Consider the following 26,560-nt stretch of genomic DNA (forward strand, 5'->3'; position numbering starts at 1 on the left):
CAACTATAGACTGAAAAGAAGACAGCACGTAGTGCAGAAATTAAAATGATTTCTGCATTACGTGCTTTTTTTTACTTTACCTATCGTAGTAATCGTGTTAAGATAATTACAACGACAGACGTAGTACGATAGTTGAAGTACTTGAGGGAGGAATTTATGTGATTGGTAGTGATGCAATTCGAGGATACAACGATACCTTTATTCTCTCAATCTTACAATCCGGCGCTTCATATGGTTATGCGATTTCTAAACGCATTCGTGAAATTTCTAAAGAACAATATTCGATTAAAGAAACGACACTTTATTCTGCTTTTACACGTTTAGAGAAAAATGGCTACATTGAATCATTTCCAGGAGAAGTAACGCATGGCAAAAAGCGGACCTATTATCAAATAACCCATGCAGGAGAGTGTTATTTAGAGGAAAAGTTACTAGAATGGGAAGTAACAAAAGACGTCGTCGAAGCATTTGTAAAGGAGATGGGAAAATGAAAATTATAGAAGAATTTATTGATAGCTTATTTTCAGGCGTTGTTGAAACACCTGAAACAAAACAATTAAAGGCGGACTTATTAGCAAATGCTGAGGATCGTTATGAAGATTTGCTCAGCCAAGGAAAATCGGAAAATGAAGCAATTGGTACAATTATTTCTGAATTTGGTACTATTGATGAATTAATGGAAGAATTGAATTTAGAAAATAAACAAGTGGATGAAACAAACGATTCAATGAACGGTTTGCCAGAAATTTCAGTGGAGGAAGGACTTGACTATTTAGCTGTCCAACGTAAAGGTGCGATTCAAATTGGTCTTGGTGTTGTTGCAATCATGGTGGGTGTTGGCTTGCTGGTTGGTATGCGTGGTGTTCTTTCTAACGGTCTTGGTTTAGTTGGTCTTTTCATAGGTGTGGCAATCGGCGTTCCATTATTTATTGTTGCTGGTAATCGGTTTGTTGCAATGGACAAACAACTGGGGCAACGATTGATTCCGATTAAGTTAAAAAAAGAAGTTGCACAAAGAGAACAAAGTTTTCAACGATCATTTATTTTTTGTATGGCAGCGGGCGTCGTTTTTTGTATTTTGGGTTTAATCCCAGTTGTTGTCTTTAGTAGTGGCCTTCATCTGATGATGCGCCGTTCCATGCATCAAATGATGGGGGGACAATATTATAATGGAACGATGGGAATTAGTTGGCTCTTCTTTTTAGTATCGATTGGCGTCTTCTTGTTTATATTTGGTGGAGTAATTAAAGGAAGTTTTAATAAATTGTTGAATGAAACTTATTTTTATTCAGAACATGTTGGTCATCCTGATTTTGCCCCTCAACAAACAAAAACAGAGGAAGGACCTGTGGGAAATCCTGTCGGTGCAATTATTGCATCCGTTTATTGGCCCTTAGTTGTTGCACTCTATCTATTTATTAGTTTTGTTTTAGGGGATTGGCGGTTTAGTTGGTTAATCTTTATGTTCGCAGGAATCTTTTATAACACCATCCAAGCATTTTTACACAAACATTGAGACAAACCTGTTAATAGTAAAACAGAAAAGTGGGACATTCGTCAAAACGGCTGTCTCACTTTTCTTGTATTTTCGATTGACAAAAGCATTAAACTGGATTACTTTTAACTCATCCAATTGTTGAGGTGATTGCTATGTGGCAACTTAAAAAAGAACAAAATGTTCCCATTTATCGCAGTATTATGGAAATGATTGTTCAAAAGATTCAAACAGGCGAATTATTACCAGGCGAAAAAATCCCTTCGGAACGTAAACTGGCAGAGTACTTGTCTGTCAATCGTTCAACCGTTGTTCATGCATTAGATGAACTGGTGGACTTAGGCTGGATTGTGCGAAAAAGAGGGAGCGGAACGATTGTCAACGAAGGAAAATGGGGGGTAATGATGACGCCACGAACGGATTGGCATCGTTATTTAGAACAAAATGTGTTCAAACAAGTTCATCCCTTGGTGACAGAGATTGAGCTACGTGCTAAACAAAATTTGCCGACTGACTTAGATATGTATACAGGCGAGTTGCCGTTAGACTTAATTCCCAGTTTCGATTTTCCAGCATTAAATTGGAAACAATTTTTAAAAGAGGAAGCACAAGATGAATTAGGTTATTTGCCGTTAAGAAAAGAAATCCAAGCCATTACAGCAACGGAATATCAGCTTCATTTACCAAGTGAAAGTTTATTGCTCACTTCAGGTGCACAACAAGCACTTTTTTTAGTTTTGCAAGTTTTATTGAGACAAGGAGATAGTGTTGCCGTAGAAGATCCATCTTTCTTCTATGCCTTACCAATTTTCCAAGCTGCTGGTGTGCGCTTATTTGGTGTGCCCATGACAGAGGAAGGGATTGATCTTGAAGCGCTAGAACAAACAATTCGACAACATCGCATCAAAATGGTTATGGTTAATCCTTCCTTTCAAAATCCGACTGGGACAGTAATGCCTTTAAGAAAAAGAGAACAGCTTGTGAAAGTCTGTCAAACGTATCAAGTTCCAATTTTAGAAGATGATGTTTTTGGGCAGCTAAGTTTTATCCCAAAAACAGAAATTCCTCCTTTAAAAAAATTAGATCCAGATAATGTCTTGTATATCGGTTCGTTGTCAAAAATTTTAGGTTCAACCACGAAAATTGGTTGGTTAAGTGCGCCCGCCTCTGTGACGAAACAAATTGCAGAAGCCAGAAAAATGATGGATGTTTCGTTGAGTATTTTTCCGCAGATGCTCGCTAAAATGGCGATTGAAGATCCTTCTTTTTTTGAAAAAATTACGTTATTAAATAAACAAGTGGAACAACGAGCAACAGCTGTATATCAAGTATTTAAATCGTTGCCAGAATGGGAAGTTTCGCCAGTAAAAGGCGGCTTTTATTTATGGGCACATTGGCGTCAAGGGGCACTTAAGCTAGAAGAGTGGCAAGTGTTTTTACGAGAAGGTGTTTTGGTAGCACCAAGTGTCGCTTTTAGTGAAAAACGTGGAAGTATTCGCTTGAACTGTTCCCGAATTTCACCAGAAGAAATGCCTCTTTTTTGTGAGCGAATGGTACGGATTACACGACAGCTTTCTGAAAATAGACAAACAAAAATAGAACACTAAGTAAGATTTTTCTTATAAAAATCATTTGCTGAGAGAAAACGCTACAACTTCCCTTTTCTAAACGAATATCCAATGCTATACTTAAAAAGTAAAAACAAAAAAACAAATGAGGTGTTTTCCATGTCTTGGGAACAAGTTTACCAACAATGGTTAAATGAAGAAAATATTCCAGAAAATTTAAAAAATGAATTAAAGGACTTAAATACAGACCCTGAAAAATGTGAAGATGCATTTTACGCACCATTAGAATTTGGGACTGCCGGGATGCGCGGAATTTTAGGCGCCGGTATTAATCGGATGAATATCTTTACGGTTCGTCAAGCAACAGAAGGACTTGCACGTTTTATGGATACGCAAGATCCTGAAACAAAACGTCGCGGTGTAGCCATTGCCTATGATTCACGTCATATGTCTCCAGAATTTGCAATGGAAGCAGCTAAAACATTAGCTAAACATGATATTCCTTCTTTTGTGTTTGAAAGCTTACGACCAACACCAGAATTATCTTTTGCGGTTCGTTACTTTAAAGCTTTTGCGGGAATCATGATTACAGCTTCTCACAATCCAGCTGCCTATAATGGCTACAAAGTCTATGGTGAAGACGGTGGTCAAATGCCGCCAGCTGATGCAGATGCATTAACTAAATATGTTCGTAGTATCGAAAATCCTTTGAAAATTGATGTCTTATCAGATGAAGAAGTTGCCCACAGCGGTTTAATTAACATTGTTGGTGAAGAAGTCGATAACGCGTATTTGAAAGAAATTAAAACAGTTACGATTAATCAAGAATTAATTAACGAAATGGGTAAAGAATTAAAATTAGTTTACACTCCCTTACATGGAACTGGGAAAATGTTAGGAGAAAAAGCATTAAAACAAGCCGGTTTTGAAAAATTTGTTTTAGTACCTGAGCAAGCTGTTGCTGATCCTGACTTTACTACAGTTAAGTCACCAAACCCTGAAGAACATTCAGCTTTCGAATACGCGATTCGTTTAGGGGAAAAAGAAGGCGCTGATTTATTGATTGCAACAGATCCAGATGCTGATCGTTTAGGTGCCGCTGTGCGGATGCCAAACGGAGACTACCAAGTATTAACAGGAAATCAATTAGGTTCAATTATGATTCATTATATTTTAGAAGCCCATCAACAAGCAGGCACGTTGCCTCAAAATGCTGCGGTTCTAAAATCAATCGTTTCTAGTGAACTTGCTACAGCGATTGCTGAGAAATATAATACGAAGATGTTTAATGTTTTAACAGGTTTCAAATTTATTGCTGAAAAAATTCAACAATACGAAGAAGACCACAGTCAAACGTTTATGTTTGGTTTTGAAGAAAGTTATGGTTACTTAGTGAAACCTTTTGTTCGTGATAAAGATGCAATTCAAGCGTTAGTTTTATTAGCAGAAGTAGCGGCTTTCTATAAAAAACAAGGAAAAACATTATACGATGGCTTACAAGATATCTTTGAAGAATTTGGTTACTTTGAAGAAAAAACTATTTCCGTAACAATGAGCGGAATTGAAGGCAGCGGTAAAATCAAAGCTTTAATGGCAAAATGTCGTGAACAAGCGCCAACTGAGTTTGCCGGGATTCAAGTTGCTCAAACGGAAGATTTTAAAGAATTAACACGCACTTTTGCAGATGGTCAAACAGAACAATTACAAACGCCTCCTTCTGATGTGCTGAAATATCATTTAGAAGATGGCAGTTGGATTGCTATCCGACCATCAGGAACAGAACCAAAAATTAAATTCTATCTAGCGACAAAAGCAACAAGTAGTTCAGAAGCTTCTGAAAAAATTGCTGCGTTTGAAGCAGTCGTTAATGAATTAACAAAATAAAATAAACAAAACAGGCTGTACGGAAAAAAGTACGAATGTTAGTGTTTGTGTCAAAAGCTAATTGACTTTTGACACAAACACTTTATTTAACTAAGGAGGGAATGCTATGAAAATTGGCTTTATCGGTGCTGGCAGTATGGGCGGTGCCATGATTAAAGGGTTACTGAAAGCTGAGGCAGTCAAGAAGGAACATTTATATGTGAAAGGCGGCTCAAGTGGAACAGCAGAAGCACTTCAAAAAGAGTGGGGCTTTCAACTTGTCACAGATTATGCGCTTTTTCAAGAGTGTAAAGTTATTTTTATTGCGACAGGAGCAAAGGTCGTGTTACCTGTCCTTCAGGAATTAGCTCCTCATTTTTCCAACGAAAGTCTATTGATTTCTGTTGCAACAGGTCATACCATACAAGAAGCACAAATGGCTCTTGACAATAAAGAAGCCAAAGTTGTTCATGCCATTCCTAATACACCAGTTAGCGTGAATCAGGGCGTGATTGGCGTAGCCTTGGCACCAACAATTGAAGGCCAAACGAAGGACCTGGTAATGGAACTCCTTGCTACTTTAGGGTTAGTCAAAGAAATTCGTGAAGCACAACTGGAAACTTTTGGTACTGTGGCTGGTTGCAGTCCAGCTTTTGTTGATATCTTTATGGAAGCATTGGGAGATGCAGCAGTCTTAGAAGGGTTACCAAGAGACTTATCTTATGAAATTGTCGCCCAAATGATAAAAGGAACGGCGACCTTAGCCTTAGACACGAAAAAACACCCAGGAGCATTGAAAGATGAAGTGACTTCTCCAGGAGGAAGTACGATTCGCGGTGTCGTAGCTTTAGAAAAAAATGGCTTCCGTTATGCCGTGATGGATGCAGTTCAGCAAGCCAACCACGAATAGATGAAGAAAGTTGGAAAATCGACAAGTTTGTCATTTTTCCAACTTTCTTTGTGCCATATTTTTCGTAGGAAAGAACAATCGCAGTTCTTATTTTAAAAAACTCTGTGTTATAATGAGTGCAAAGTGAGGCGACTATAATGAAACAAATGGAAGAAATCAAACAAGTAAGTCAATTATATAAAGTATTAAGTGATCCAACACGTTTAAGAATTTTGCTACTTTTAAAAGAAGGCGAGCATAACGTAACGGCGATTAGTGAACAATTGGGAATGGAACAGTCCGCCGTTTCTCATCAACTAAAATTATTAAGAGATAGCCGGGTTGTCAAGGCACGTCGCGAAGGAAAAACGATTTTTTATACATTGGATGATCATCATGTAATAGATATTTTAAATCAGACCTTTGAGCATATTGAACATCGATAAAAAGTAGGAAAAAATAGCGTAACTAGAATAGCGCTGTTGATGGAGGTAAAAATGAAGGATACCTTAAAGATCGGGTTACTAGGATTAGGGACTGTAGGCACTGGCGTTTTAACTCTCTTGAAAGAACATCAAGAGAAAATTTCACAAGTGACAGGAATGAATGTAGTCATTGAAAAAGCATTTGTTCGAAATCTTGAAACGAAACAAGCGCAAGCGGAAGAATACGGTCTGTCTTTAACAACTTCAATTGATGATATTTTAGAAGATAAAGAGATTCAAATCGTTGTGGAATTAATGGGAACCATTGAACCAGCCAAAACGTATATCATGAAAGCTTTAGAAAAGGGCAAACATATTGTGACTGCCAATAAAGATTTACTGGCGCAACATGGGAGTGAATTAGTAGCGTTAGCCCAAAAACATCATTGTGATTTATATTATGAAGCAAGTGTTGCTGGCGGGATTCCTATTTTAAGAACAATTGCTAATAGCTTAGCGGCAGACAATATTCAACAAGTTTTAGGGATTGTGAATGGTACGACGAATTATATGCTTACGCAAATGGTTTCTGCTGATAAAAGTTATGAAGAAGCTTTAGCAGAAGCGCAAGCGTTGGGATTTGCTGAAGCGGATCCGACAAATGATGTCGATGGAATTGACGCAGCCTATAAAATGGTTATTTTAAGTCAATTTGCTTTTGGGATGAATGTTTCATTACCACAAGTTGATATTCGTGGAATTCGCGGATTGTCTTTAGATGATGTCGCCATGGCTAAACAACTGGGGTATGAAATCAAATTGATTGGCTCTGCTGAACAAAATGAGAATAGCATCTCGGTAGAAGTGGCGCCTATGCTAGTCAATCAAAAGCATCCTATTGCATCTGTTCGGAATGAGTACAATGCAGTATTTATTAAAAGTGCAGGTGTGGGCGAATCAATGTATTACGGTCCAGGAGCTGGCGCTAAACCGACAGCAACCAGTGTGGTCAGTGATTTAATTACGATTGCTAAAAACATTCGCTTGGCAACGACTGGCCATATGTTCAATTCGTATCAACATAAAACCCAATTGACGCGTTCCGAAAATGTATTTGGGCAGTACTATTTTTCTTTAGATGTTCCAGATACACCAGGACAATTTTTGCAGTTGACGCAATTAATGACTAAAGCAGAAGTCAGCTTTGATCAATTAGTTCAACAGAAATCAGATGGACAGCGAGCAAGAATTGTTGCCATTACACACCAGATATCAAAAGCACAAATGCAACAAGTTGTGACAGCTATTCAAAATACGGAAGCCTTTCAGTTATTGAATGTAATGAAGGTTATAGGAGATGAGTAAACATGTATGAAGGTTTGTTAAAACAGTATCAAGCGTATTTGCCCGTAACAGAAAAAACACCAATGATTTCTTTAGCCGAAGGAAATACGCCACTGATTCCTTTACCTAATTTATCCAAAGAATTAGGTATTCAATTATATGGAAAATACGAGGGCTTAAATCCCACTGGCTCATTCAAAGATCGCGGGATGGTGATGGCTGTAGCAAAAGCGGTAGAAGAAGGTGCCAAAGCGATTGTTTGTGCTTCTACAGGAAATACTAGTGCCGCAGCTGCTGCGTATGCCACAAGAGCAGGCATTAAAGCGTATGTAGTGATTCCAGAAGGAAAAATCGCACTGGGAAAATTGGCGCAAGCTATTATGTATGGGGCGGACATTATTTCGATTCCAGGTAACTTTGATGAAGCATTAAAAGCGGTGCGAGAGATTGCGAAAACTGAGGCAGTTGCGCTAGTTAATTCAGTGAATCCTTATCGCTTAGAAGGGCAAAAGACAGCAGCTTTTGAAGTTTGTGAACAATTAGGTCAAGCGCCCGATGTCTTAGCGATTCCAGTTGGAAATGCCGGCAATATTTCCGCTTACTGGAAAGGTTTTAAAGAATGGCATGAAAAACAAGGAACAACTTTACCAAGAATGCATGGTTTTGAAGCAGAAGGTGCCGCAGCAATCGTGAAAGGCCAAGTGATTGAGCAACCTGAAACCGTGGCAACAGCGATCCGGATTGGAAATCCTGCTAGTTGGGAACTAGCAGAACAGGCACGGGATGAATCGGGTGGTTTCATTGATGCCGTGACAGATCAAGAAATTTTAACGGCTTACCGAAAAATTGCTGCTCAAGATGGGGTTTTCATTGAACCTGGTTCGGCTGCCTCATTAGCTGGAGTTATTCAACATGTTAAAAGCGGTAAAATCAAAGCAGGTGAAACCGTCGTGGCAGTCTTTACTGGTAACGGATTGAAAGATCCTGATACAGCAATGGAGACAGAAGTAGCTATTTCAAAAATGAGTGACGTGGAAGAAATGCGTCTGCACTTACGAAAAGGAGTCGCAACACTATGAAAATAAGAGTACCTGCCACTAGTGCCAACTTAGGACCTGGCTTTGATTCATGTGGCATTGCATTATCCGCTTATTTAACAATCAACGTTTTAGGTGAAAGTGAATTTTGGGAAATTCAACATACTTTGGGAGAAGAGATTCCTACTAATGAAGAGAATTTATTAATTCAAACGGCATTGAAAATTGCACCAGAATTAACACCAAAAGTTATTCGGATGGTTTCTGACATTCCCCTTGCAAGAGGACTAGGAAGTAGCTCAAGTGTGATTGTAGCAGGCATTGAATTAGCTAACCGACTAGCACATTTAAATTTGTCCCCTAAAGAAAAAGTTCGTTTGGCCACAGAGATGGAAGGACATCCGGATAATGTTGCCCCTGCTATTTTAGGAGATTTCGTGGTGGCTAGCCATGTAGAAAACCAAGTCTACCATGTCAAACATCACTTTCCAATGTGTGATGTCATTGCATTTATTCCAGAGGAACCGTTATTTACCGAAAAAAGTCGCGCTGTTTTGCCCGAAAAATTGGCTTATAAAGAAGCAGTTGCGGCCAGCTCAATTGCCAATGTTATGATTGCCGCAATTTTAAACGGGGATTTACCTTTAGCAGGCAAAATGATGGAACAAGATAAATGGCACGAAATGTATCGTCGTTCATTGGTTCCTCACTTAAAAGAAATTCGTCGTTTAACTCAGCAAAGAGGTGCTTATGGCTCTTTCTTAAGCGGTGCTGGTCCAACTGTGCTAATCTTGTCGCCAGAAGAACGAACCAACGAAATTGTTCAAAGTTTGGAAAAATTGTCTACCAAAGCGAGCATCCAAATTTTCAATATTGATCAAGAAGGCGTTCAAGTCTTTTAAAAAAACGAGAAAAAATCACTAGTGATTTTTTCTCGTTTTTTTTTAATCCTCGGCTGTTTCTGTGGAATAATAGCTATGATCTTCTAAGTTCAAAGCATTAAGAATCATTGAGGCAGTTTCTTCAATTGAAAGAGAAGCGACATCAATAACGATACAACCTAATTTTTGATAAAGATCATTAGCAAAAGCCAGTTCTCGCCGAATTTTTTCAATATCTGAATAAGAAGTATTTTCAGGTAATCCATATGCGCGCATTCGTTCTTTACGAATCCCGTTTAAAACATTGGGATCATTGGTTAAGCCAACAATTTTTTTAGGGTCCATTTCGAATAATTGTTTCGGTAAATGTGCTTCAGGAATTAGTGGCAAATTAGCAACTTTTAAGTTCTTGTTGGCTAAAAAGAGACTTAGCGGTGTTTTAGAAGTTCGGGAAACGCCAAGAAGTAACACATCCGCTTCTAAAAAGCCTCGTGGGTCCTTGCCATCGTCATATTTGACAGCAAATTCCATTGCTTCAATTCGTTTAAAATAATTTTCATTCAGATGATGTAAGGCACCTGGTTCCCGCATGGGCGCGACACCTGTTAATCGTTCGATTTCCGCAACTGGTGGTGTCAAAATGTCAAAATGGAACAATTGATGCTCATTGAAAAATTGATTAGCAATCGCCACGAGATGATCATTAATGATAGTATGCAGTACCATGGCCTCTGCTTTTTTGGCATCTTCTAACGCTTGCACCAGTTTATCTTCGTCTTTAACGAATGTTCGTCTAATCAAAGTAAAATCAACAGTGGGGTACTGGGCCATTGAAGCAGCCGCCAATTTTGAAGCGGTCTCGCCAGCAGAATCTGAGATGACAAAAATCGTCACACATTTTTTTTCTTCAGAAATAGTCATAGAGGGTAAGTCCTTTCTTGCATTTTTAATAATTTTATTATACCATAAGTCCAGAATCTATTTCGTAATGATTCTGATTTAGGTTGGTGAGGGAGGAAATGGCGATGGCACCAGTAAAAACCAATATTGAACAAGCCTTAGAAACCATGAAAGCCAGTGGATTAAAATATACTAAAAAACGAGAATTACTGATGAGCTATTTGATTAAGCGAAATCGGTATGTTTCTGCACGTGAAGTGTATGAATTTATGAATGAAACCTTTAAAGGAGTCAGTTATGATACGGTTTATCGTAACTTGCATGACTTTGAGCGCTTAGAATTGCTAGAAAAAACAGAATTAAATGGCGAGCAAAAGTTTCGCTTCCGTTGTTGCCAAGAGGTGGAACATCATCATCACTTTATTTGTACGGTTTGTGGCAAAACGGAAGAAATTCACATGTGTCCGATGAATTTTTTTGAAGAACAGTTAAAAGGTTGTTCAATTGAAGGACATCGCTTTGAAATACTTGGTCGTTGTGCCGATTGTTGCGAAAAATAGCGAATAAGACGAAAAATCAAACAAAAATTTCGTATTTTATCAGTAGAGTGGTTGACGGTTATTTATGCTTTAGCTATAATATAACAAGGACAGTATTTTAATTTGTGGGTTTTTCCCACAAATAAGAAAAACGGTTACTTTTTAAGCTCGGAGGGAGGGAATAACATGTCAAAAACAGTCGTTCGTAAAAACGAATCTCTTGATGATGCTCTTCGTCGCTTCAAACGTTCCGTTTCAAAAGCGGGTACTTTACAAGAATCACGTAAACGTGAATTCTACGAAAAACCAAGTGTAAAGCGTAAGAAAAAATCTGAAGCAGCTAGAAAACGTAAAAAATTCTAGTTTTGAATGAATTGGAGTTGGTGGTATGTCATTGCTAACCACATTGAATGACGACATTAAAACAGCGATGAAAGCTAAAGACAAAGAAACTTTAGCCGTACTTCGTATGTTAAAGACTGCCATTCAAAATGATCAGATTAAAGCGGGCCGTGAATTGAACGGAGAAGAAGAACTCACTGTATTGTCTCGTGAGATGAAACAGAGAAAAGATTCTTTATCAGAGTTTGAAAAGGCGGGACGCGACGATCTTGTTGAAAAAGTAAAAGTTGAAATAGCAATTGTTGAAAAATATATGCCTCAACAACTAACGGAGGAAGAAATTCGTCAACTAGTTCAAGAGGTAATGACGCAAACTGGCGCCACTTCACCAAAAGATTTTGGTAAAGTGATGGGCGCTATGATGCCGAAAGTCAAAGGCAAAGCCGATGGCAACCAAGTTAACGCAATTGTGAAAGAATTATTACAAGAAAACTAAGAGCGTTATCGAAACTAGGACAGGATACTGTCCTAGTTTTTTTATGCAAAGAGAAAACCGGTAGCTTTTTACGGTTTTCTCTTTTTTGACTTTCAAAGTCAAATCAGGTACGACTTCTTTTTAAACAGATAAGAATGTGGTATCATTGTAAAGGACTATATAATAAAGGAGATGGACGTTTTTTGACAGATAATCAGTCAAAATCTTTGGAATTAATACTTACTGATTCTGATGATGCACACATGCTTTTAGGAACACATGATAAACATATCAAATTTTTAGAAGAGAATACCCACGTAACGATTAATAGTCGTGGCGAAGTTATTCAGTTAATTGGCGAATCATCAGAGGTAGAGTTAGTCGCTTCCGTGTTAAGAGCGCTACAAACATTAATTCAACGAGGCATCAAAGTGCATACGCCAGATGTCGTTTCTGCTTTAAAAATGGCCAAAGCTGGAAATTTAGAGGCGTTTATTGCCATGTATGAAGAAGAAATTATGAAGGACCATCATGGTCGGGCCATCCGAATTAAGAATGTTGGTCAAAAAAAATATATCGATGCAGTTAAAACTCATGACGTCATTTTCGGGGTGGGACCTGCGGGGACAGGAAAAACCTTTTTAGCCGTGGTGATGGCAGTAGCAGCTTTAAAAAAAGGCGAAGTACAAAAAATTATTTTAACTCGTCCAGCGGTGGAAGCTGGCGAAAGCTTGGGCTTTTTACCAGGTGACTTAAAAGAAAAAGTCGATCCTTATTTACGTCCAGTTTACGATGCCTTGTATCAAATTTTTGGTATGGATCATACAAATCGTTTAATGGAACGCGGCGTTATTGAAATTGCCCCGCTTGCTTATATGCGTGGTCGTACATTGGATGATGCTTTTGTCATTCTAGATGAAGCACAAAATACCACGGTTGCCCAAATGAAAATGTTTTTAACTCGTTTAGGGTTTAGTTCAAAAATGATTGTTAATGGAGATACTAGTCAGATTGACTTGCCACGTGGTGTAACAAGTGGTTTAGTTAACGCCGAGCGTACGTTAAAAGACATTGAAAAAATTGCCTTTGTAAATTTTGAAGCCAGTGACGTTGTGCGTCATCCGGTTGTAGCACAAATTATTCAAGCCTATGAAAAAGAACAACAAAAGCATTCCTAAGCAGTTAGGGAAGGAGTGAAAGTACCTTTTGAAAAAAGTACTTACAAAGTTAGGGGATCGTTTAGGTAAAGCCTATTTGCCTATTTTATTAGCCGTTTTTTCTCTTCTTTTATTTATGATTATGTTTGGCAGCGTCCATCAGAAAAGAGTAGAAATTAAAGAAGGTCAACTGGCCGAGAAAACCATTCGTGCAAATAAAAATATCGAGAATACCTACGAAACAGAACAAAGAAAAAAATTGGCAGCAGAAGCTGTCACACCCGAATATATTTATCAAGAAGATACGGCATCTGTCCAACATAATCGTATTGATAAATTATTTAAATTGATTGATTCTGCGAATGAAAAAGTAGACAAAGAGTACAGCAACAAGCAAGCGAAGGCCAAAAAGGAAGAAACGATTCCTGCGCCGACCGTGGAAGAACGAGTAGCTAGCTTAAAATCATTGTTTGAATCTTTACCGCAAGATGAAGTTACGTTTTATCAAAGTTTTCCTAATGTTTTTTATCAAACAATCTTTACATTAACCTCTGAGCAATTAGATAAGGTTCGTTCAGAAAGTTTGATGTTGGTGGATGATGCGATGCAAAATCACGTTCGAGAATCTGATTTGGATAAAATTCGCCAAGAAGCTAACGGTAAAATTCAATACTTAGACATTACGAGTACCATGCAACAAGTCATTCGTTACATTGTTAACCAAGGGATTGTGGTAAACGATATTGCCAATGAAAAACGAACAGAAGAGCTACGCCAAAAAGCGATGAATGCTGTTCAACCCGCAATGATTTATCAAGGCGAAATTATTGTTCGTGAAGGTACTCAAATTGATGCAAAAGCGGTCGAAAAACTTGAGTTACTAGGAATGACTAGTCAAAATACCTCTATTTTTCCGATGGTGGCATTAGCATTAGCTATTTTACTTCAAGTTGAAGTGTTAATTTTCTTTACAAAACAAGTGACTGAGCCTTCGCGACAACGCTCGTTTATTATCTTTTACACGGGTGCTATGCTAATCAGTGTTATTTTAATGAAATTCTTCCAGATTTTCCAAACAGAGCAGTTGATGTATATTCCCTTGTTCTATCCGGCAGCCTTTGCGCCGCTGATTCTAAATCATTTTGTAAATCGTCGTTCAGGGATAATCGCTGCCATTTTCCAAGTCGTTTTTGCGTTATTTATCTTTTATAATTCTATTGGCACAAACTCGTTGACGGTTATTCTGATTATGTACTTATTCTCAGGATTTCTAGCAACAGTTGTTAAACGGAAACGGATGAGTGAGCAAGTTTTCCCAGCTTTAATGTGGGTAGTGGTCTTTCCTGTTTTCATGGCGGTTGTCTTAATGATTTATCAAGGAATGAGTTTAACAGATGGTAAAACGTGGACAGCTTTAATTTGTGCAGGTGCAGGAACGGTACTTTCATTTTTAGCAACAATGGGCTTGCATCCATATATCGAATTATTAGTGACTGATGATAGTATGATTGTCTTGAATGAATTAAGTAATCCGAACCATCCGTTGTTAAAACAACTGTTAGAAGAAGCGCCAGGTACCTATCATCATAGCATGATGGTGGCTAGTTTGAGCGCTAACGCTGTTGCTGAGATTGGTGGACGGTCGCTATTAACACGAGTTGCTTGTTATTACCATGACATTGGCAAAATTAAACACGCCAATTTCTTTGTGGAAAACTTACCTGCTGGCGCAGAAAATCCACATAACTTTTTATTGCCAGAAGATAGTAAACAAATTATTTTTGGCCACGTAATTGATGGCGCCAAAATTTTAGAAGAGTACAATATGCCGCAAATGGTGATTGACATTTGTCGTCAACATCATGGCACAACATTGATGAAATTTTTCTATGTGAAAGCAAAAGAACGCAATCCTGAAATTAAAGAATCAGACTTCCGTTATCCTGGGCCACGTCCACAAACACGAGAAGCAGGGATTGTGAGTATTGCTGATACTTGTGAGGCTGCTGTGCGGGCGATGGATCATCCGACCAACGAAAAAATTCAAGCCTTTGTGCATAATGTGATTCAAGACAGAATTTCAGATGGCCAATTAGATGAATGTGGGTTAACGATGAAAGAGATTCGCATCATTGAAAAATCATTAATTAATGGATTATGCAGTACCTTCCATTCACGGATTAAGTATCCAAAAATGAAAGCTGAAGCAGAAGAAATGAAAGATGAACAAGAAAAGAGAGATGACTAATGGATATTACTTTCATTGATGAAACCGAGAAAGTACCAACAGAAGAAATCAAAGAAATCGAAAACTTGCTGCAATTTGCAGCGGGTTTTCTAGAAATTGCCGAAGATACGGAGATGTCGGTGACTTTTACAGATAACGCAGGTATCCAAGTGATTAATCGTGACTATCGGGGCAAAGATATGCCTACAGATGTCATCAGTTTTGCTTTAGAGGATGAAGGGGAAGACGAATTGCCAATTATTTTTGATGATGAAGAGTTGGCAGAGCTACCACGTAATCTAGGTGATTTAATTATTTCAACAGAGCGAGCAGCAGAACAAGCAGTTGAATATGGGCACACATTGGAACGAGAAATGGGCTTTTTGGCAGTACATGGCTTTTTACATTTGAATGGGTACGATCATATGGAACCTGAAGATGAAAAAGAAATGTTTGGTTTACAGAAAGAGATTTTAGATGCGTATGGCCTTAAAAGATGAGCAAACAGGAAAGAATAAACATTTTATTAATTCATTAGAATTTGCCTGGCAAGGAATCAAAACAGTTTTTCGAGAAGAACGTAATATGCGCAAACATGTGGCGTTTGGTGCCACGGCCATTGTGTTTGGTTTCTTGTTTTCCTTAACACTTGCTGAATGGCTGTGGTTGTTATTGGCTGTTTTTCTTGTCTGGTTGGCAGAAATTATCAACACAATTTTTGAAAATGTCGTAGATATGTTTACGGATTTTCACTTTCATCCAATCGGAAAAAAGGTTAAAGACATGGCCGCAGGAGCTGTTTTATTAACAGCCGGTTTCGCAGTGCTAGTAGGACTAATTCTATTTGTACCAAAAATTTTACAAATCATTCAAATGTGGAAATAAGAGGAGAAATACAATGACAACTGAACATAAATCTGGTTTCGTAGCCATTGTCGGCAGACCAAATGTTGGAAAATCAACATTGTTAAATCGAATTGTCGGCCAAAAAATTGCAATTATGAGTGACAAAGCACAAACAACTCGTAATAAGATTCAAGGAATTTATACAATTCCTGAAGCACAAATTGTTTTTATCGATACTCCAGGGATTCACAAACCTAAACACCGCTTAGGCGATTTCATGGTGGAAAGTGCCTACAATGCGATGCGTGAAGTAGATGCTACTTTATTTATGGTAAGTGCTGATCAAAAACGCGGGAAAGGTGACGACTTTATTATTGAACGATTGAAAAATAATAATAGTCCAGTCTACTTGATTATTAATAAAATTGACAAAGTCCATCCAGATGATTTATTGAGTATTATTGAAGACTATTCGAAACAAATGAACTTTAAAGAAATTATTCCCATTTCTGCCACTGAAGGAAATAATTTTGAGCATTTAATGGATGTTCTCGTTGAGCAAATGCCAGAAGGACCACAATATTTCCCTGATGACCAAATTACGGATCATCCAGAATATTTTATCGTTTCTGAATTAATTCGTGAAAAAGTGTTACTTTTAACAAGAGATGAGATTCCTCATTCTGTCGCTGTCGTTGTGGACTCAATGAAACGGGATGAAAACGATAAAGTCCATGTCCAAGCAACCATTATTGTGGAACGGGACAGTCAAAAAGGTATCATTATTGGCAAAGGCGGAAAAATGCTGAAACAAATTGGTACCAAGGCGCGTCAAGATATTGAATATTTATTAGATGACAAAGTGTATTTGGAGCTGTGGGTAAAAGTCCAAAAAGACTGGCGTGACAAAAAAATCTATTTACAAGATTTTGGTTATCGCAAAGAAGAATATTAAGAAAGTAGTGTTTGGGAAGCGAGTGTATAAACGAACTTTCCAAACACTACACTAATTTACATAAGAAATGGAAGTGAATTGAATGGCATTAGGGGAGACCAAAGGCATTATTTTATTTACGAAGGATTTTAAAGAGAAGGATAAACTCGTCAAAATTTTTACAGAATCCTATGGGAAATTGATGTTTTTTGTGAAAGGCGCGCATCGAAAAAATAATCCTCTTTTGCCAGCGATTCTGCCATTTACAGAAGCCGTCTACATCGGAAATTTTAGAGAAGAAGGCTTATCTTTTCTCAATAGCAGCAAAGAAGTTCAACCTTTTCGAAACATTCAACAAGACATATTTATTAACGCATACGGAACATATATTTTAAACTTAGTCGATGCAGCAATTGAAGATCAGCACTATGACCCAAATTTATTTCAATTTACCCACATGGCATTATCCGCTTTAAATGAGCAAAAAGATCCGGAAATCATTACAAATATTTTTGAAATTCAATTGTTAGAACGGTTTGGTGTACGACCAGAATGGCATCATTGTGTGGCTTGTGGCGAAACACAAGGGAAATTTGATTACTCTTCAAAGTATAGCGGTGTGCTTTGTGAAAAACATTGGCATTTAGATGAACAGCGCTACCATGCAGATCCTAGAGCAATTCATTTTATTCGCTTATTTTCGCAAGTCTCCTATGAAAAAGTCCAAAACATTCAAGTAAAAGAAGAAACTAAGAAGAGTATTCGAGAAACGATTGATATGTTATACGATGAATATGTTGGTTTGCACTTAAAAAGTAAAAAATTTATTGATCAAATGAAAACGTGGGAAAATACGTTAAAAATTCCGCCACGAAAGAAGGAAGAAAAAGAAACATAAACAAGCAGACGTTTTTCTAAAAAAAATTTGACAACTTCCCTCAGACACCGTATTATGATAGAGAAGTTAAATACGTACGAAGAAAAAGAGAAGTAAAAAGAACCCTCTGTTAAGCGAATCTGGGAGAGTGGGAGCCAGAAACACGGAACTTTTGAAAGGCACTTTGGAGTACGACAAACGAAGCTGCCGATGAACACATCGGAAGTAGGGTGGAACCGCGATAATTATTCGTCCCTATGTCTATTAATAGGCATGGGGACTTTTTGCATGTTCCTCACTGCGACTGACACAAAGTGTCAGAGCAGATGTGGAACAGCACAAGGTGACCAAAGGGAACGTTGTAACCGAATAAAAAAAGCAAACAGTTAACACCAAAAGAAAAAATAGTAACGTTTATTCAAAAAAGCTCAATTGGCGCAAAGGCGACAGAGTAGATGATGAACAGCATAAAAATTATCCCATTCTACAAAATTGTTTCTCTGTAGCCCTTTTTAAATTTACATTCCCGAAGCAAAGCCAATCCCTATGTCTATAAAAAATATTCCAAGGAGGAAAACAATGAAAAACAAGTTAACCGTACAAGAAATGATTTTAACCTTGCAAAAATTTTGGTCATCTAATGGCTGTATGTTAATGCAAGCCTATGATACAGAAAAGGGAGCCGGCACCATGAGTCCTTACACGTTTTTACGTGCCATTGGACCTGAACCATGGAATGCTGCCTACGTAGAACCTTCTCGTCGTCCAGCTGATGGACGCTATGGCGAAAATCCGAACCGTCTATACCAACATCATCAATTCCAAGTTGTAATGAAGCCTTCTCCTGAAAATATCCAAGAACTTTATCTAGAAAGTTTGAAATTATTAGGAATTGATCCATTAGAACATGACATTCGTTTTGTAGAAGATAACTGGGAAAATCCTTCAATGGGCTGTGCTGGTTTAGGTTGGGAAGTTTGGTTAGATGGCATGGAAATTACCCAATTTACGTATTTCCAACAAGTTGGCGGCTTACAATGTCATCCTGTCACTTCTGAAATTACTTACGGGTTAGAACGCTTAGCATCATATATCCAAGAAGTCGAAAGTGTCTATGATTTAGAATGGACACAAGGCGTTAAATATGGTGAAATTTTTGTGCAACCTGAATATGAACATTCAAAATATTCCTTTGAAATTAGTAATCAAGAAATGCTTTTAGAAAACTTTGACAAATTTGAAAAAGAAGCTAAACGCTGTATTGAAGAAAGCTTAGTTCATCCAGCCTATGATTATATTTTAAAATGTAGCCATACATTCAATTTATTAGATGCTCGCGGCGCTGTCTCTGTAACAGAACGTGCAGGATATTTAGCCCGCATTCGGAATATGGCTCGTTCCGTAGCGAAAATTTTTGTGGCTGAACGTGAAAAATTAGGGTTCCCATTATTAAATAAAGATCAAAGTGTATCCAAGGAGGCAGAATAACATGGCAAAAGATTTATTATTAGAAATTGGCTTAGAAGAAATGCCCGCACATGTTGTCACACCAAGCCGTATCCAACTTGAAGAAAAAGTAATCAAATTTTTAGATGAACATCATTTAGACTATGAAACAGTGCAATCCTTTGCCACACCTCGTCGTTTAGCCGTGAAAGTAACTGCGATTCCTGAAAAACAAGCGGATGTTGAAGAAGAAGTAAAAGGTCCAGCGAAAAAAATTGCTTTAGATGCTGAAGGAAATTGGTCAAAAGCTGCACAAGGTTTTGTACGCGGCCAAGGAGTTACAACTGAGGACATTGTTTTCAAAGAATTAAATGGTGTCGAATATGTCTATGTGACGAAGTTTACCAAAGGCCAAAGTGCCAAAGAGGTATTAACAAAATTAAATGACGTGATTACAAGTCTAACTTTCCCGGTAACAATGCACTGGGCAAACTATGATTTCGAATATATTCGTCCAATTCATTGGATTGTGGCACTACTTGATGATGAAGTAATTCCTTTCAAAGTGTTAGACGTGACGGCAGGGCAAACTTCTCGTGGCCACCGTTTCTTGGGAGACGATGTGACGTTCCAACATGCTAATGAATATGAAACAAAATTAAAAGAACAATTTGTAGTGGTTCAACCGAATGAACGGAAACAAATGATTGTTGATCAAGCGAACGCACTCGCTGCAGAAAAAAATTGGCAGTTAGCTTTAGATGAAGAGTTATTGGAAGAAGTTACGAATTTAGTGGAATATCCAACTGCATTTGTAGGCAGTTTTGATGAAAAATATTTATCTGTTCCAGATGAAGTATTAGTGACTTCTATGAAAGAACACCAACGTTATTTTGACGTTCGTAACGACCAAGGCTTATTAATGCCGCATTTTATCGCTGTTCGCAATGGGGATAATGTTCACCTTGAAAACGTGATTAAAGGAAATGAAAAAGTGTTAATTGCTCGTTTAGAAGATGCAGAATTCTTTTACAATGAAGATAAAAAATTAACGATTGAAGCATGTGTTGAAAAACTAAAAAATGTGACTTTCCATGAAAAGATTGGTTCAATTTATGAAAAAATGCAACGGGTTGCTTTAATTGCACAAATCATTGGTAGAAAAGTTGGTTTATCTGAGGAGGAATTGGAAGATTTAAAACGTGCCTCTGAAATTTATAAATTTGACTTAGTAACAAATATGGTTGGTGAATTCCCAGAATTACAAGGAATTATGGGAGAAAAATATGCCTTATTGCAAGGCGAAAAACCAGCCGTAGCAACGGCGATTCGAGAACATTATCTACCAACTTCCAGTGAAGGTGAATTGCCAGAAACAGCAATCGGGGCTGTTTTAGCCTTAGCCGATAAGCTTGACAGCGTCTTTTCATTCTTCTCAGTTGGTATGATTCCAACAGGTTCTAACGATCCTTATGCACTTCGTCGTCAAACCTATGGCGTTATACGAATTATTGAAGATAAAGGCTGGACCTTCCCATTAGTTCAATTACAAACAGAAGTTGATGAAGCAGTGAATCAAGATGTTGAGAAATATGGCGTTTTACTAAACGAAGGACAAGCAGAAGTCGTTGAATTTGTGAAAGCTCGCTTACGTCAATTATTAATGACGAAAAATGTTCGCCATGACATTATCGATGCAGTGGTGTCTGCTGAGCAAGCCGATTTATCGAAATTATTTGCTTCAGCGAATATTTTAAAAAGCCGTTTTGAAGATCAAGATTTTAAACCATCAATGGAAGCCTTAACGCGTGTTATTAATTTAGCGAAAAAAGGTCAAGAACTTTTAGGTGATACTGAAGAAGGGATTGATCCAAGTCTGTTTGAAAATAAGGCAGAAAAAGAACTGTATCAAGCAGTTAACGATTTATCTGAAGCATTTGCGACACGCACGATTGCAGAAAACTATGAAGCACTAGTAAATCTACGTCCGTTAATTGATGCGTACTTCAATGAAACGATGGTTATGGTTGAGGATGAAAAAGTCAAACAAAACCGATTAAAACAATTAATGCAAATTGCTAAAATGGCGTTATCAATTGCTAGCTTAGACTTATTAATTGTAAAATAAAAAGCGCTGCTTTTCGACCGCTAAGGAGGAACCGACAGCATGCTAGAAACAACGTTTGAACAAATTTTAACACAATTATCAAAGCCAGCTGTTCGTGCGCTAACGAATGAAAAAATCGACAGTGTGGATGAACTCTACGCACGAGGCCGAAAAGCGTTACTTTCGTTGCATGGCTTTGGTCCAAAGTCTATTCGAACTATTGAAGAGATGACTGGGAAAGAATTGAAGTAAAAAAAGGATCGCCGTTTAGAGGCGATCCTTTTTTTATTTACGTTTTTGTTTTCCAGCATTGCGACCTTTATTGCCGTTTGCTTTTGGTTGGTTCGTTTTTTGCGTTACTTTGTTTGTTTCTTTTGGTGTCACATCCTTAATAGGAGTAACCACTTGTTTTGGTGGGTTATTTTTCAATTCTTCTTGTACTTGTTTTTTAATTCTTGGACGTAAGAGGATATTTGTGATGGCAGATTGAATACATGTGAAAATACCACCAACTACCCAGTAAAGCGCTACGCCTGCAGGTGAGCTAAAGGACATGAAAACAATCATTAATGGTGAAACAATCAGCATTGATTTCATTGTTTTCTTTTGTTCTTCAGGAATACCAATCATTGAAATATAACCTTGAGCTAAATAGGCTAAACCAGCTAATGCCACTAAAATCATATTTGGTTGCCCTAAATTCATTCCTAAGAAGCTTGCCGTGGCAATACCTTTTGTATAACGAGCAGCAAAGAACAGAGAAGAGAAAATAGGCATTTGAATTAATAAAGGCAAACAACCAATTCCGCCAACCATACTCACATTGTTTTCTTTATAAATCTTTTGTAGTTCTGCTTGTGCGGCCATTTGCTCTTCACGCGTACTTGCTTGTTTCATTTTTGCTTGTGCAACATCCACTTGGGGTTTGATTGCTTGCATTTTTTCCGTTTGGATAAAGCTTTTTTTCGATTGATGTAAGCCTAACGGTAAAATAATGATCCGTACAATAATGGTGATAAAAATAATCGCCCAACCATAGTTCCAATTAAAGTTATCGACAAGATAAGTAATTGCATTACTCATCGGTAAAACAAGGAAGTTATAGACAAAACCTTCACCAGTTGGTTGTCCATCTGCTCCTGTTTTCACACAGCCTGATAAAAACATTACTAAAAATAGTAAGCCAGAGCCGTAAAGCCATCGGTTTAATTTACGCATGTAATTCGGTCCTTTTCTAAAAAATTTTTACATGGTTAACTATACTTGAAACAGCGCTCTTTTTCAATCAAAATCGAAAAGAAGCTCTTACAAAAATCAATAAAAAGCAGGAACTACTTGCTGTTCAAGGCTTCTTCCCAAAGAAATCAATCGTTAGAAAGTAAGTTTATTGAATCACTTTAAATTGTTCCGTTTCTTCTAACAAAGGGTCTTCTTGAATATCAACATACGTTACACGTCCCGCTGGACTGGGGGAATCTTTGATTTTTTTGATAAATGTTTCCATTATGTCTTCAGGTGCAATTGCTGTAATTGAAACGGACCCGTCGTCTTCGTTCCTCACTGAACCAGTGACACCTAATTGATCTGCCACCATTTTGGTCATGTAGCGGAAGCCAACACCTTGGACACGTCCTTGTACATTCATTCTTAGTTTTTCCATGAGAGACACTTCCTTTGCTTTTTTCTTTATGATAGCGATTTTTCTTGGTTCTAGCAAGTATCCAAGCAAGCTAGAAGCATGCTATAATACAAAGGCGAGGTGACTTATGAAAGAAATTACATCAACGAAAAATAACCAATTAAAAGAATGGAAAAAATTACACAAAAAGAAGTACCGAGAAGAACTGAACCAATATATAATAGAAGGATTTCATTTAGTTGAAGAAGCGGTGAAGGCCAATGCCGATGTCCAGTGGATTTTGTTTAATCAAAGAGGTCAACAAGAATGGGGAACTTGGTTAGCTGAACAAGAAACAGAAAAATTAATTTTTGTAAGTGATGAGGTTTTAAATAGCTTGTCGGAGCTGCCAACTTCACAAGGAATTTTGGCAATTGTCACCTTGGAAACGCAACAAGAGCAGTCGCTTTCTTTTAAAGGTGGTTGGTTACTTTTAGATAATATCCAAGACCCTGGCAATGTTGGTACGATGATTCGCACAGCTGATGCAGCAGGTTTAGCAGGCGTGATTTTAGGTAAGGGCACAGCAGATATTTACAATACAAAAGTGTTGCGCTCAATGCAGGGAAGCCACTATCATTTACCAGTTCTCCAACGAGAGTTGACTGAAGTGGTTCAGGCATTCAAGAAGCAAGGTCTACCAGTTTTCGGTACAGAACTAAATGAAGCTGCGATTGCTTATTATGAACAAGAGGCAGTGGAAAATTATGCGTTGATTTTAGGCAATGAAGGTAGCGGGGTTTCGCCAGAATTGTTAGCAGAAACCACGAAAAATCTTTATATTCCAATGAAAGGTCAAGCAGAATCATTGAATGTCGCTATCGCAGCGGGCGTGTTAATGTTTTATTTTGAAAATAATCAATAACAGAAACGAGTGTCAAAAAATGCTGACTATCAAAAAGACAACCCAGTTAACAGAAAAAGAATTAGAAACCATTATGGCTATTTGGCTGCAAACGAATCTAGAAGCTCATCCATTTGTCGCACCAACTTATTGGCAAGAAAATAAGGCATTTGTCCGTGCTGCGTTACCAAAAGCAACACTGATCTTAGCGGAAGAAGAGGGTCAGATAATTGGGTTTTTAGGCTTAATGGATAACTATATCGCAGGAATTTTTATAAAAAAAGCGTTTCAAGGGAAGGGCATCGGTCAGAAATTACTGCAAGTAGCAAAAGAAGAACAGGACATCTTATCTTTGGCTGTTTACAGGGAAAATCAAGCAGCTTATGCCTTTTATCAAAAACAAGGCTTTGTCCAACAAAAGCGAACCATCGATGAAACGGGAAACGAAGAATGTCATCTTGTTTGGCAAGCGCAGTAGGAGCGACATTTCTAGTTTTAAGGCTTGCTATTTTTCTGAAAATATCTTATACTGTTAAAGGTGTGATTTTTACACACGAAATCCACATTCTTTTCCATCTGCGAAGTGGTGCTACTACGGTAGTTCTTCAAGGAGTTGACGAAAAGAAGAGGAAAATAAAAACCAAACTGGAGGAAACATAACATGGCAGTAATTTCTATGAAACAATTACTAGAAGCCGGCGTACACTTTGGTCACCAAACTCGTCGCTGGAACCCAAAAATGAAGAAATATATCTTCACAGAAAGAAACGGTATCTACATCATTGACTTACAAAAAACAGTGAAATTAGTAGATGCAGCTTACGATTACATGAAAAACGTTGCAGAAGAAGGCGGCGTTGCTTTATTCGTAGGAACTAAAAAACAAGCACAAGAAGCAATCAAAGATGAAGCAATCCGCGCTGGTCAATACTATGTAAACCATCGTTGGTTAGGTGGTACGTTAACTAACTGGGATACAATCCAAAAACGTATTGCTCGCTTGAAAAAAATCAATGCAATGGAAGAAGACGGCACTTTCGAAGTTTTACCTAAGAAAGAAGTTGCTGGCTTAAACAAAGAACGTGAACGTTTAGAAAAATTCTTAGGTGGTATCGCTGATATGCCAAGAATTCCAGATGTAATGTACATCGTTGACCCACGTAAAGAACGCATTGCTGTTCAAGAAGCACACAAATTAAACATTCCAATCGTTGCAATGGTTGATACAAACTGTGATCCTGATGAGATTGATGTTGTAATCCCTTCAAATGATGATGCAATCCGCGCCGTGAAATTAATCACTGCTAAAATGGCTGATGCTTTCATCGAAGGTAACCAAGGGGAAGACCAAGCAACTGAAGAGTTATTCGTTGAAGAAACACCAGAAGCAACTTCAATCGAAGAAATCGTTGATGTTGTTGAAGGAAACAACGAATCAGCTGAATAATAATGATTACGGAGCTGTCTCAAAGGCTAGGCGACAAAAAGCCTGATTCTCCTTTGAGATAGCTTTTTTAAAAAGAATTGATAATATCCGAGGAGGACACAAATAATGGCAGACGTTACAGCTAAAATGGTAAAAGAATTACGCGATATGACTGGCGTTGGAATGATGGACGCTAAAAAAGCATTAGTAAAAGTAGAAGGCGACATGGAAAAAGCCGTAGACTTTTTACGTGAAAATGGTATGGCTAAAGCAGCGAAGAAAAATGACCGCATTGCGGCTGAAGGTTTAGCAAACGTAGCAACTGTAGGTAACGTTGCAGCAATCGTTGAAGTAAACTCAGAAACTGACTTCGTTTCTAAAAACGAAATGTTCCAAGATTTAGTAAAAGATATTGCGACTAAAGTTGCTGAAAACAAACCAGCTACGATGGAAGAAGCAATGGCTATTAAAACTGAAAAAGGCACAATCGAATCTGATTTAATCGAAGCAACAACTGTTATCGGTGAAAAAATCAGCTTCCGTCGTTTTGAAGTTGTCGAAAAAGCTGACAATGCTGCATTTGGCGCTTACTTACACATGGGTGGCCGTATTGCTGTATTAACAGTTATCGATGGCACAACTGACGAAGAAGTAGCGAAAGATGTTGCTATGCACATCGCGGCAATCAACCCTCGCTATGTCAACGAATCTCAAATTCCTCAAGAAGAATTAGAACACGAAAAAGCTGTGTTAACTGAACAAGCATTAAACGAAGGTAAACCAGCAAATATCGTTGAAAAAATGGTTGTTGGTCGTCTACAAAAATTCAAAGCAGAAATCGCTTTGGTTGACCAACCATTTGTTAAAGATCCAGATATGACTGTCGAAAAATTTGTTGCTTCTAAAGGCGGCGAAGTGAAATCATTCGTACGTTTTGAAGTTGGCGAAGGTATCGAAAAACGTGAAGATAACTTTGCGGATGAAGTAATGAGCCAAATGAAAAACTAAGAGCATCAAACGCTCGGTTGAAAAGCCGTGAATCATAAGTATCTAAACAGACAGCGATCCCCAAAGGAAGCTGCATAAATTGATTACTGCTTGATTCAAGGCAGTCTTTCAGCCATTTGGGAACGCATAACTTTGATATGCGCTCCCTTTTTTTAGGCAAAACCAGTGGATCGCACTGCTTGGTCTAAAAAATCATTTTGGTGAAAAATCATCTAAATGAGGAATTGAATGATTTTTAGAGAATCTTGGAGG

28 protein-coding genes are annotated in these 26,560 nt (G+C 37.9%); 25 read left to right on the forward strand and 3 right to left on the reverse strand.

Annotation, left to right across the window (positions count from 1 at the left end):
- Positions 1-158 precede the first annotated feature (158 nt).
- From AB3I34_RS12565 to thrB, 9 genes are all read left to right on the forward strand, one after another.
- Entirely contained in the window at positions 159-491 is a 333-nt protein-coding gene (locus AB3I34_RS12565; protein ID WP_002367058.1) for a PadR family transcriptional regulator, read from the forward strand.
- Positions 488-1,516 (forward strand): permease prefix domain 1-containing protein, encoded by a 1,029-nt coding sequence (locus AB3I34_RS12570; protein ID WP_010712673.1) that lies wholly within the window; start codon positions 488-490, stop codon positions 1,514-1,516. Before AB3I34_RS12565 ends, AB3I34_RS12570 begins: the two co-directional genes overlap by 4 nt.
- Positions 1,517-1,650: 134 nt before the next feature.
- Positions 1,651-3,102 (forward strand): PLP-dependent aminotransferase family protein, encoded by a 1,452-nt coding sequence (locus AB3I34_RS12575; RefSeq protein WP_010712672.1) that lies wholly within the window; start codon positions 1,651-1,653, stop codon positions 3,100-3,102.
- Between the two features lie 120 nt (positions 3,103-3,222).
- Positions 3,223-4,947, forward strand: coding sequence for a phospho-sugar mutase (locus AB3I34_RS12580; RefSeq protein ID WP_002356727.1), 1,725 nt, complete (start codon positions 3,223-3,225; stop codon positions 4,945-4,947).
- 106 nt (positions 4,948-5,053) lie between these two features.
- Positions 5,054-5,836, forward strand: a complete 783-nt coding sequence (gene proC, locus AB3I34_RS12585) for a pyrroline-5-carboxylate reductase (protein WP_010712671.1) — start codon at positions 5,054-5,056, stop codon at positions 5,834-5,836.
- A gap of 116 nt (positions 5,837-5,952) precedes the next feature.
- Positions 5,953-6,261, forward strand: coding sequence for a helix-turn-helix transcriptional regulator (locus AB3I34_RS12590; protein WP_002356730.1), 309 nt, complete (start codon positions 5,953-5,955; stop codon positions 6,259-6,261).
- A 51-nt stretch (positions 6,262-6,312) separates the two neighbouring features.
- Positions 6,313-7,605: a homoserine dehydrogenase gene (locus AB3I34_RS12595; RefSeq protein WP_002376723.1), complete on the forward strand. Its 1,293-nt coding sequence runs from the start codon at positions 6,313-6,315 to the stop codon at positions 7,603-7,605.
- A gap of 2 nt (positions 7,606-7,607) precedes the next feature.
- The gene (gene thrC / locus AB3I34_RS12600; protein WP_010712670.1) at positions 7,608-8,663 is read left to right on the forward strand and encodes a threonine synthase; all 1,056 of its coding nucleotides are present in this window, start codon (positions 7,608-7,610) and stop codon (positions 8,661-8,663) included.
- Entirely contained in the window at positions 8,660-9,523 is an 864-nt protein-coding gene (gene thrB, locus AB3I34_RS12605; protein WP_002376729.1) for a homoserine kinase, read from the forward strand. Before thrC ends, thrB begins: the two co-directional genes overlap by 4 nt.
- A 42-nt stretch (positions 9,524-9,565) precedes the next feature.
- Here the strand turns inward: thrB and AB3I34_RS12610 are convergent, their stop codons facing one another.
- Positions 9,566-10,423 carry a pyruvate, water dikinase regulatory protein gene (locus AB3I34_RS12610; RefSeq protein WP_002389973.1) on the reverse strand — a complete coding sequence of 286 codons (858 nt, stop codon included), beginning with the start codon at positions 10,421-10,423 and terminating at the stop codon, positions 9,566-9,568.
- Positions 10,424-10,521: 98 nt separating this feature from the next.
- Between AB3I34_RS12610 and AB3I34_RS12615 the strand changes: the two genes are divergently transcribed.
- From AB3I34_RS12615 to AB3I34_RS12670, 12 genes are all read left to right on the forward strand, one after another.
- Complete coding sequence (locus tag AB3I34_RS12615) at positions 10,522-10,962, forward strand: Fur family transcriptional regulator (RefSeq protein ID WP_002387080.1); 441 nt, start codon at positions 10,522-10,524, stop codon at positions 10,960-10,962.
- A 165-nt stretch (positions 10,963-11,127) separates the two neighbouring features.
- Entirely contained in the window at positions 11,128-11,304 is a 177-nt protein-coding gene (gene rpsU, locus AB3I34_RS12620; RefSeq protein WP_002356740.1) for a 30S ribosomal protein S21, read from the forward strand.
- Positions 11,305-11,329: 25 nt separating this feature from the next.
- A complete protein-coding gene (locus AB3I34_RS12625; protein WP_002356741.1) occupies positions 11,330-11,779 on the forward strand; it encodes a GatB/YqeY domain-containing protein in 450 nt (149 codons plus the stop codon).
- A 134-nt stretch (positions 11,780-11,913) separates the two neighbouring features.
- Positions 11,914-12,936, forward strand: a complete 1,023-nt coding sequence (locus AB3I34_RS12630) for a PhoH family protein (RefSeq protein ID WP_002356743.1) — start codon at positions 11,914-11,916, stop codon at positions 12,934-12,936.
- A gap of 28 nt (positions 12,937-12,964) precedes the next feature.
- Positions 12,965-15,163 carry an HD family phosphohydrolase gene (locus AB3I34_RS12635; protein ID WP_002382763.1) on the forward strand — a complete coding sequence of 733 codons (2,199 nt, stop codon included), beginning with the start codon at positions 12,965-12,967 and terminating at the stop codon, positions 15,161-15,163.
- A complete protein-coding gene (gene ybeY / locus AB3I34_RS12640) occupies positions 15,163-15,642 on the forward strand; it encodes an rRNA maturation RNase YbeY (protein ID WP_002356745.1) in 480 nt (159 codons plus the stop codon). The genes AB3I34_RS12635 and ybeY overlap by 1 nt, the downstream gene beginning before the upstream one ends.
- A complete protein-coding gene (locus tag AB3I34_RS12645; protein WP_031323828.1) occupies positions 15,626-16,027 on the forward strand; it encodes a diacylglycerol kinase family protein in 402 nt (133 codons plus the stop codon). The genes ybeY and AB3I34_RS12645 overlap by 17 nt, the downstream gene beginning before the upstream one ends.
- Positions 16,028-16,040: 13 nt before the next feature.
- Entirely contained in the window at positions 16,041-16,943 is a 903-nt protein-coding gene (gene era / locus AB3I34_RS12650; RefSeq protein ID WP_085444237.1) for a GTPase Era, read from the forward strand.
- Between the two features lie 82 nt (positions 16,944-17,025).
- Complete coding sequence (gene recO, locus AB3I34_RS12655) at positions 17,026-17,820, forward strand: DNA repair protein RecO (RefSeq protein WP_002374343.1); 795 nt, start codon at positions 17,026-17,028, stop codon at positions 17,818-17,820.
- Positions 17,821-18,378: 558 nt separating this feature from the next.
- Complete coding sequence (glyQ, locus tag AB3I34_RS12660; RefSeq protein ID WP_002379669.1) at positions 18,379-19,287, forward strand: glycine--tRNA ligase subunit alpha; 909 nt, start codon at positions 18,379-18,381, stop codon at positions 19,285-19,287.
- Between the two features lies 1 nt (position 19,288).
- Positions 19,289-21,373: a glycine--tRNA ligase subunit beta gene (glyS, locus tag AB3I34_RS12665; RefSeq protein ID WP_010712669.1), complete on the forward strand. Its 2,085-nt coding sequence runs from the start codon at positions 19,289-19,291 to the stop codon at positions 21,371-21,373.
- Positions 21,374-21,412: 39 nt separating this feature from the next.
- Positions 21,413-21,604: a DNA-directed RNA polymerase subunit alpha C-terminal domain-containing protein gene (locus tag AB3I34_RS12670; RefSeq protein ID WP_002356753.1), complete on the forward strand. Its 192-nt coding sequence runs from the start codon at positions 21,413-21,415 to the stop codon at positions 21,602-21,604.
- Positions 21,605-21,637: 33 nt separating this feature from the next.
- On the opposite strand, the gene yidC is transcribed toward AB3I34_RS12670, so the two are convergent.
- Together yidC and AB3I34_RS12680 are read right to left on the reverse strand one after the other, a co-directional pair.
- Positions 21,638-22,570 carry a membrane protein insertase YidC gene (yidC, locus tag AB3I34_RS12675; protein ID WP_002356755.1) on the reverse strand — a complete coding sequence of 311 codons (933 nt, stop codon included), beginning with the start codon at positions 22,568-22,570 and terminating at the stop codon, positions 21,638-21,640.
- 166 nt (positions 22,571-22,736) lie between these two features.
- Positions 22,737-23,012, reverse strand: coding sequence for an acylphosphatase (locus tag AB3I34_RS12680; RefSeq protein ID WP_010706543.1), 276 nt, complete (start codon positions 23,010-23,012; stop codon positions 22,737-22,739).
- 106 nt (positions 23,013-23,118) lie between these two features.
- Between AB3I34_RS12680 and AB3I34_RS12685 the strand changes: the two genes are divergently transcribed.
- From AB3I34_RS12685 to tsf, 4 genes are all read left to right on the forward strand, one after another.
- Positions 23,119-23,895 (forward strand): RNA methyltransferase, encoded by a 777-nt coding sequence (locus AB3I34_RS12685; protein WP_002356757.1) that lies wholly within the window; start codon positions 23,119-23,121, stop codon positions 23,893-23,895.
- A 19-nt stretch (positions 23,896-23,914) separates the two neighbouring features.
- Positions 23,915-24,352 (forward strand): GNAT family N-acetyltransferase, encoded by a 438-nt coding sequence (locus AB3I34_RS12690; RefSeq protein WP_010712668.1) that lies wholly within the window; start codon positions 23,915-23,917, stop codon positions 24,350-24,352.
- A 183-nt stretch (positions 24,353-24,535) separates the two neighbouring features.
- Positions 24,536-25,321: a 30S ribosomal protein S2 gene (rpsB, locus tag AB3I34_RS12695; protein WP_002356759.1), complete on the forward strand. Its 786-nt coding sequence runs from the start codon at positions 24,536-24,538 to the stop codon at positions 25,319-25,321.
- A gap of 105 nt (positions 25,322-25,426) precedes the next feature.
- Entirely contained in the window at positions 25,427-26,308 is an 882-nt protein-coding gene (gene tsf / locus AB3I34_RS12700) for a translation elongation factor Ts (RefSeq protein WP_002356760.1), read from the forward strand.
- The last annotated feature ends 252 nt before the right edge of the window (positions 26,309-26,560 follow it).

Source organism: Enterococcus sp. C102(2024) (assembly GCF_040888205.1).
Lineage (GTDB): Bacteria > Bacillota > Bacilli > Lactobacillales > Enterococcaceae > Enterococcus > Enterococcus faecalis.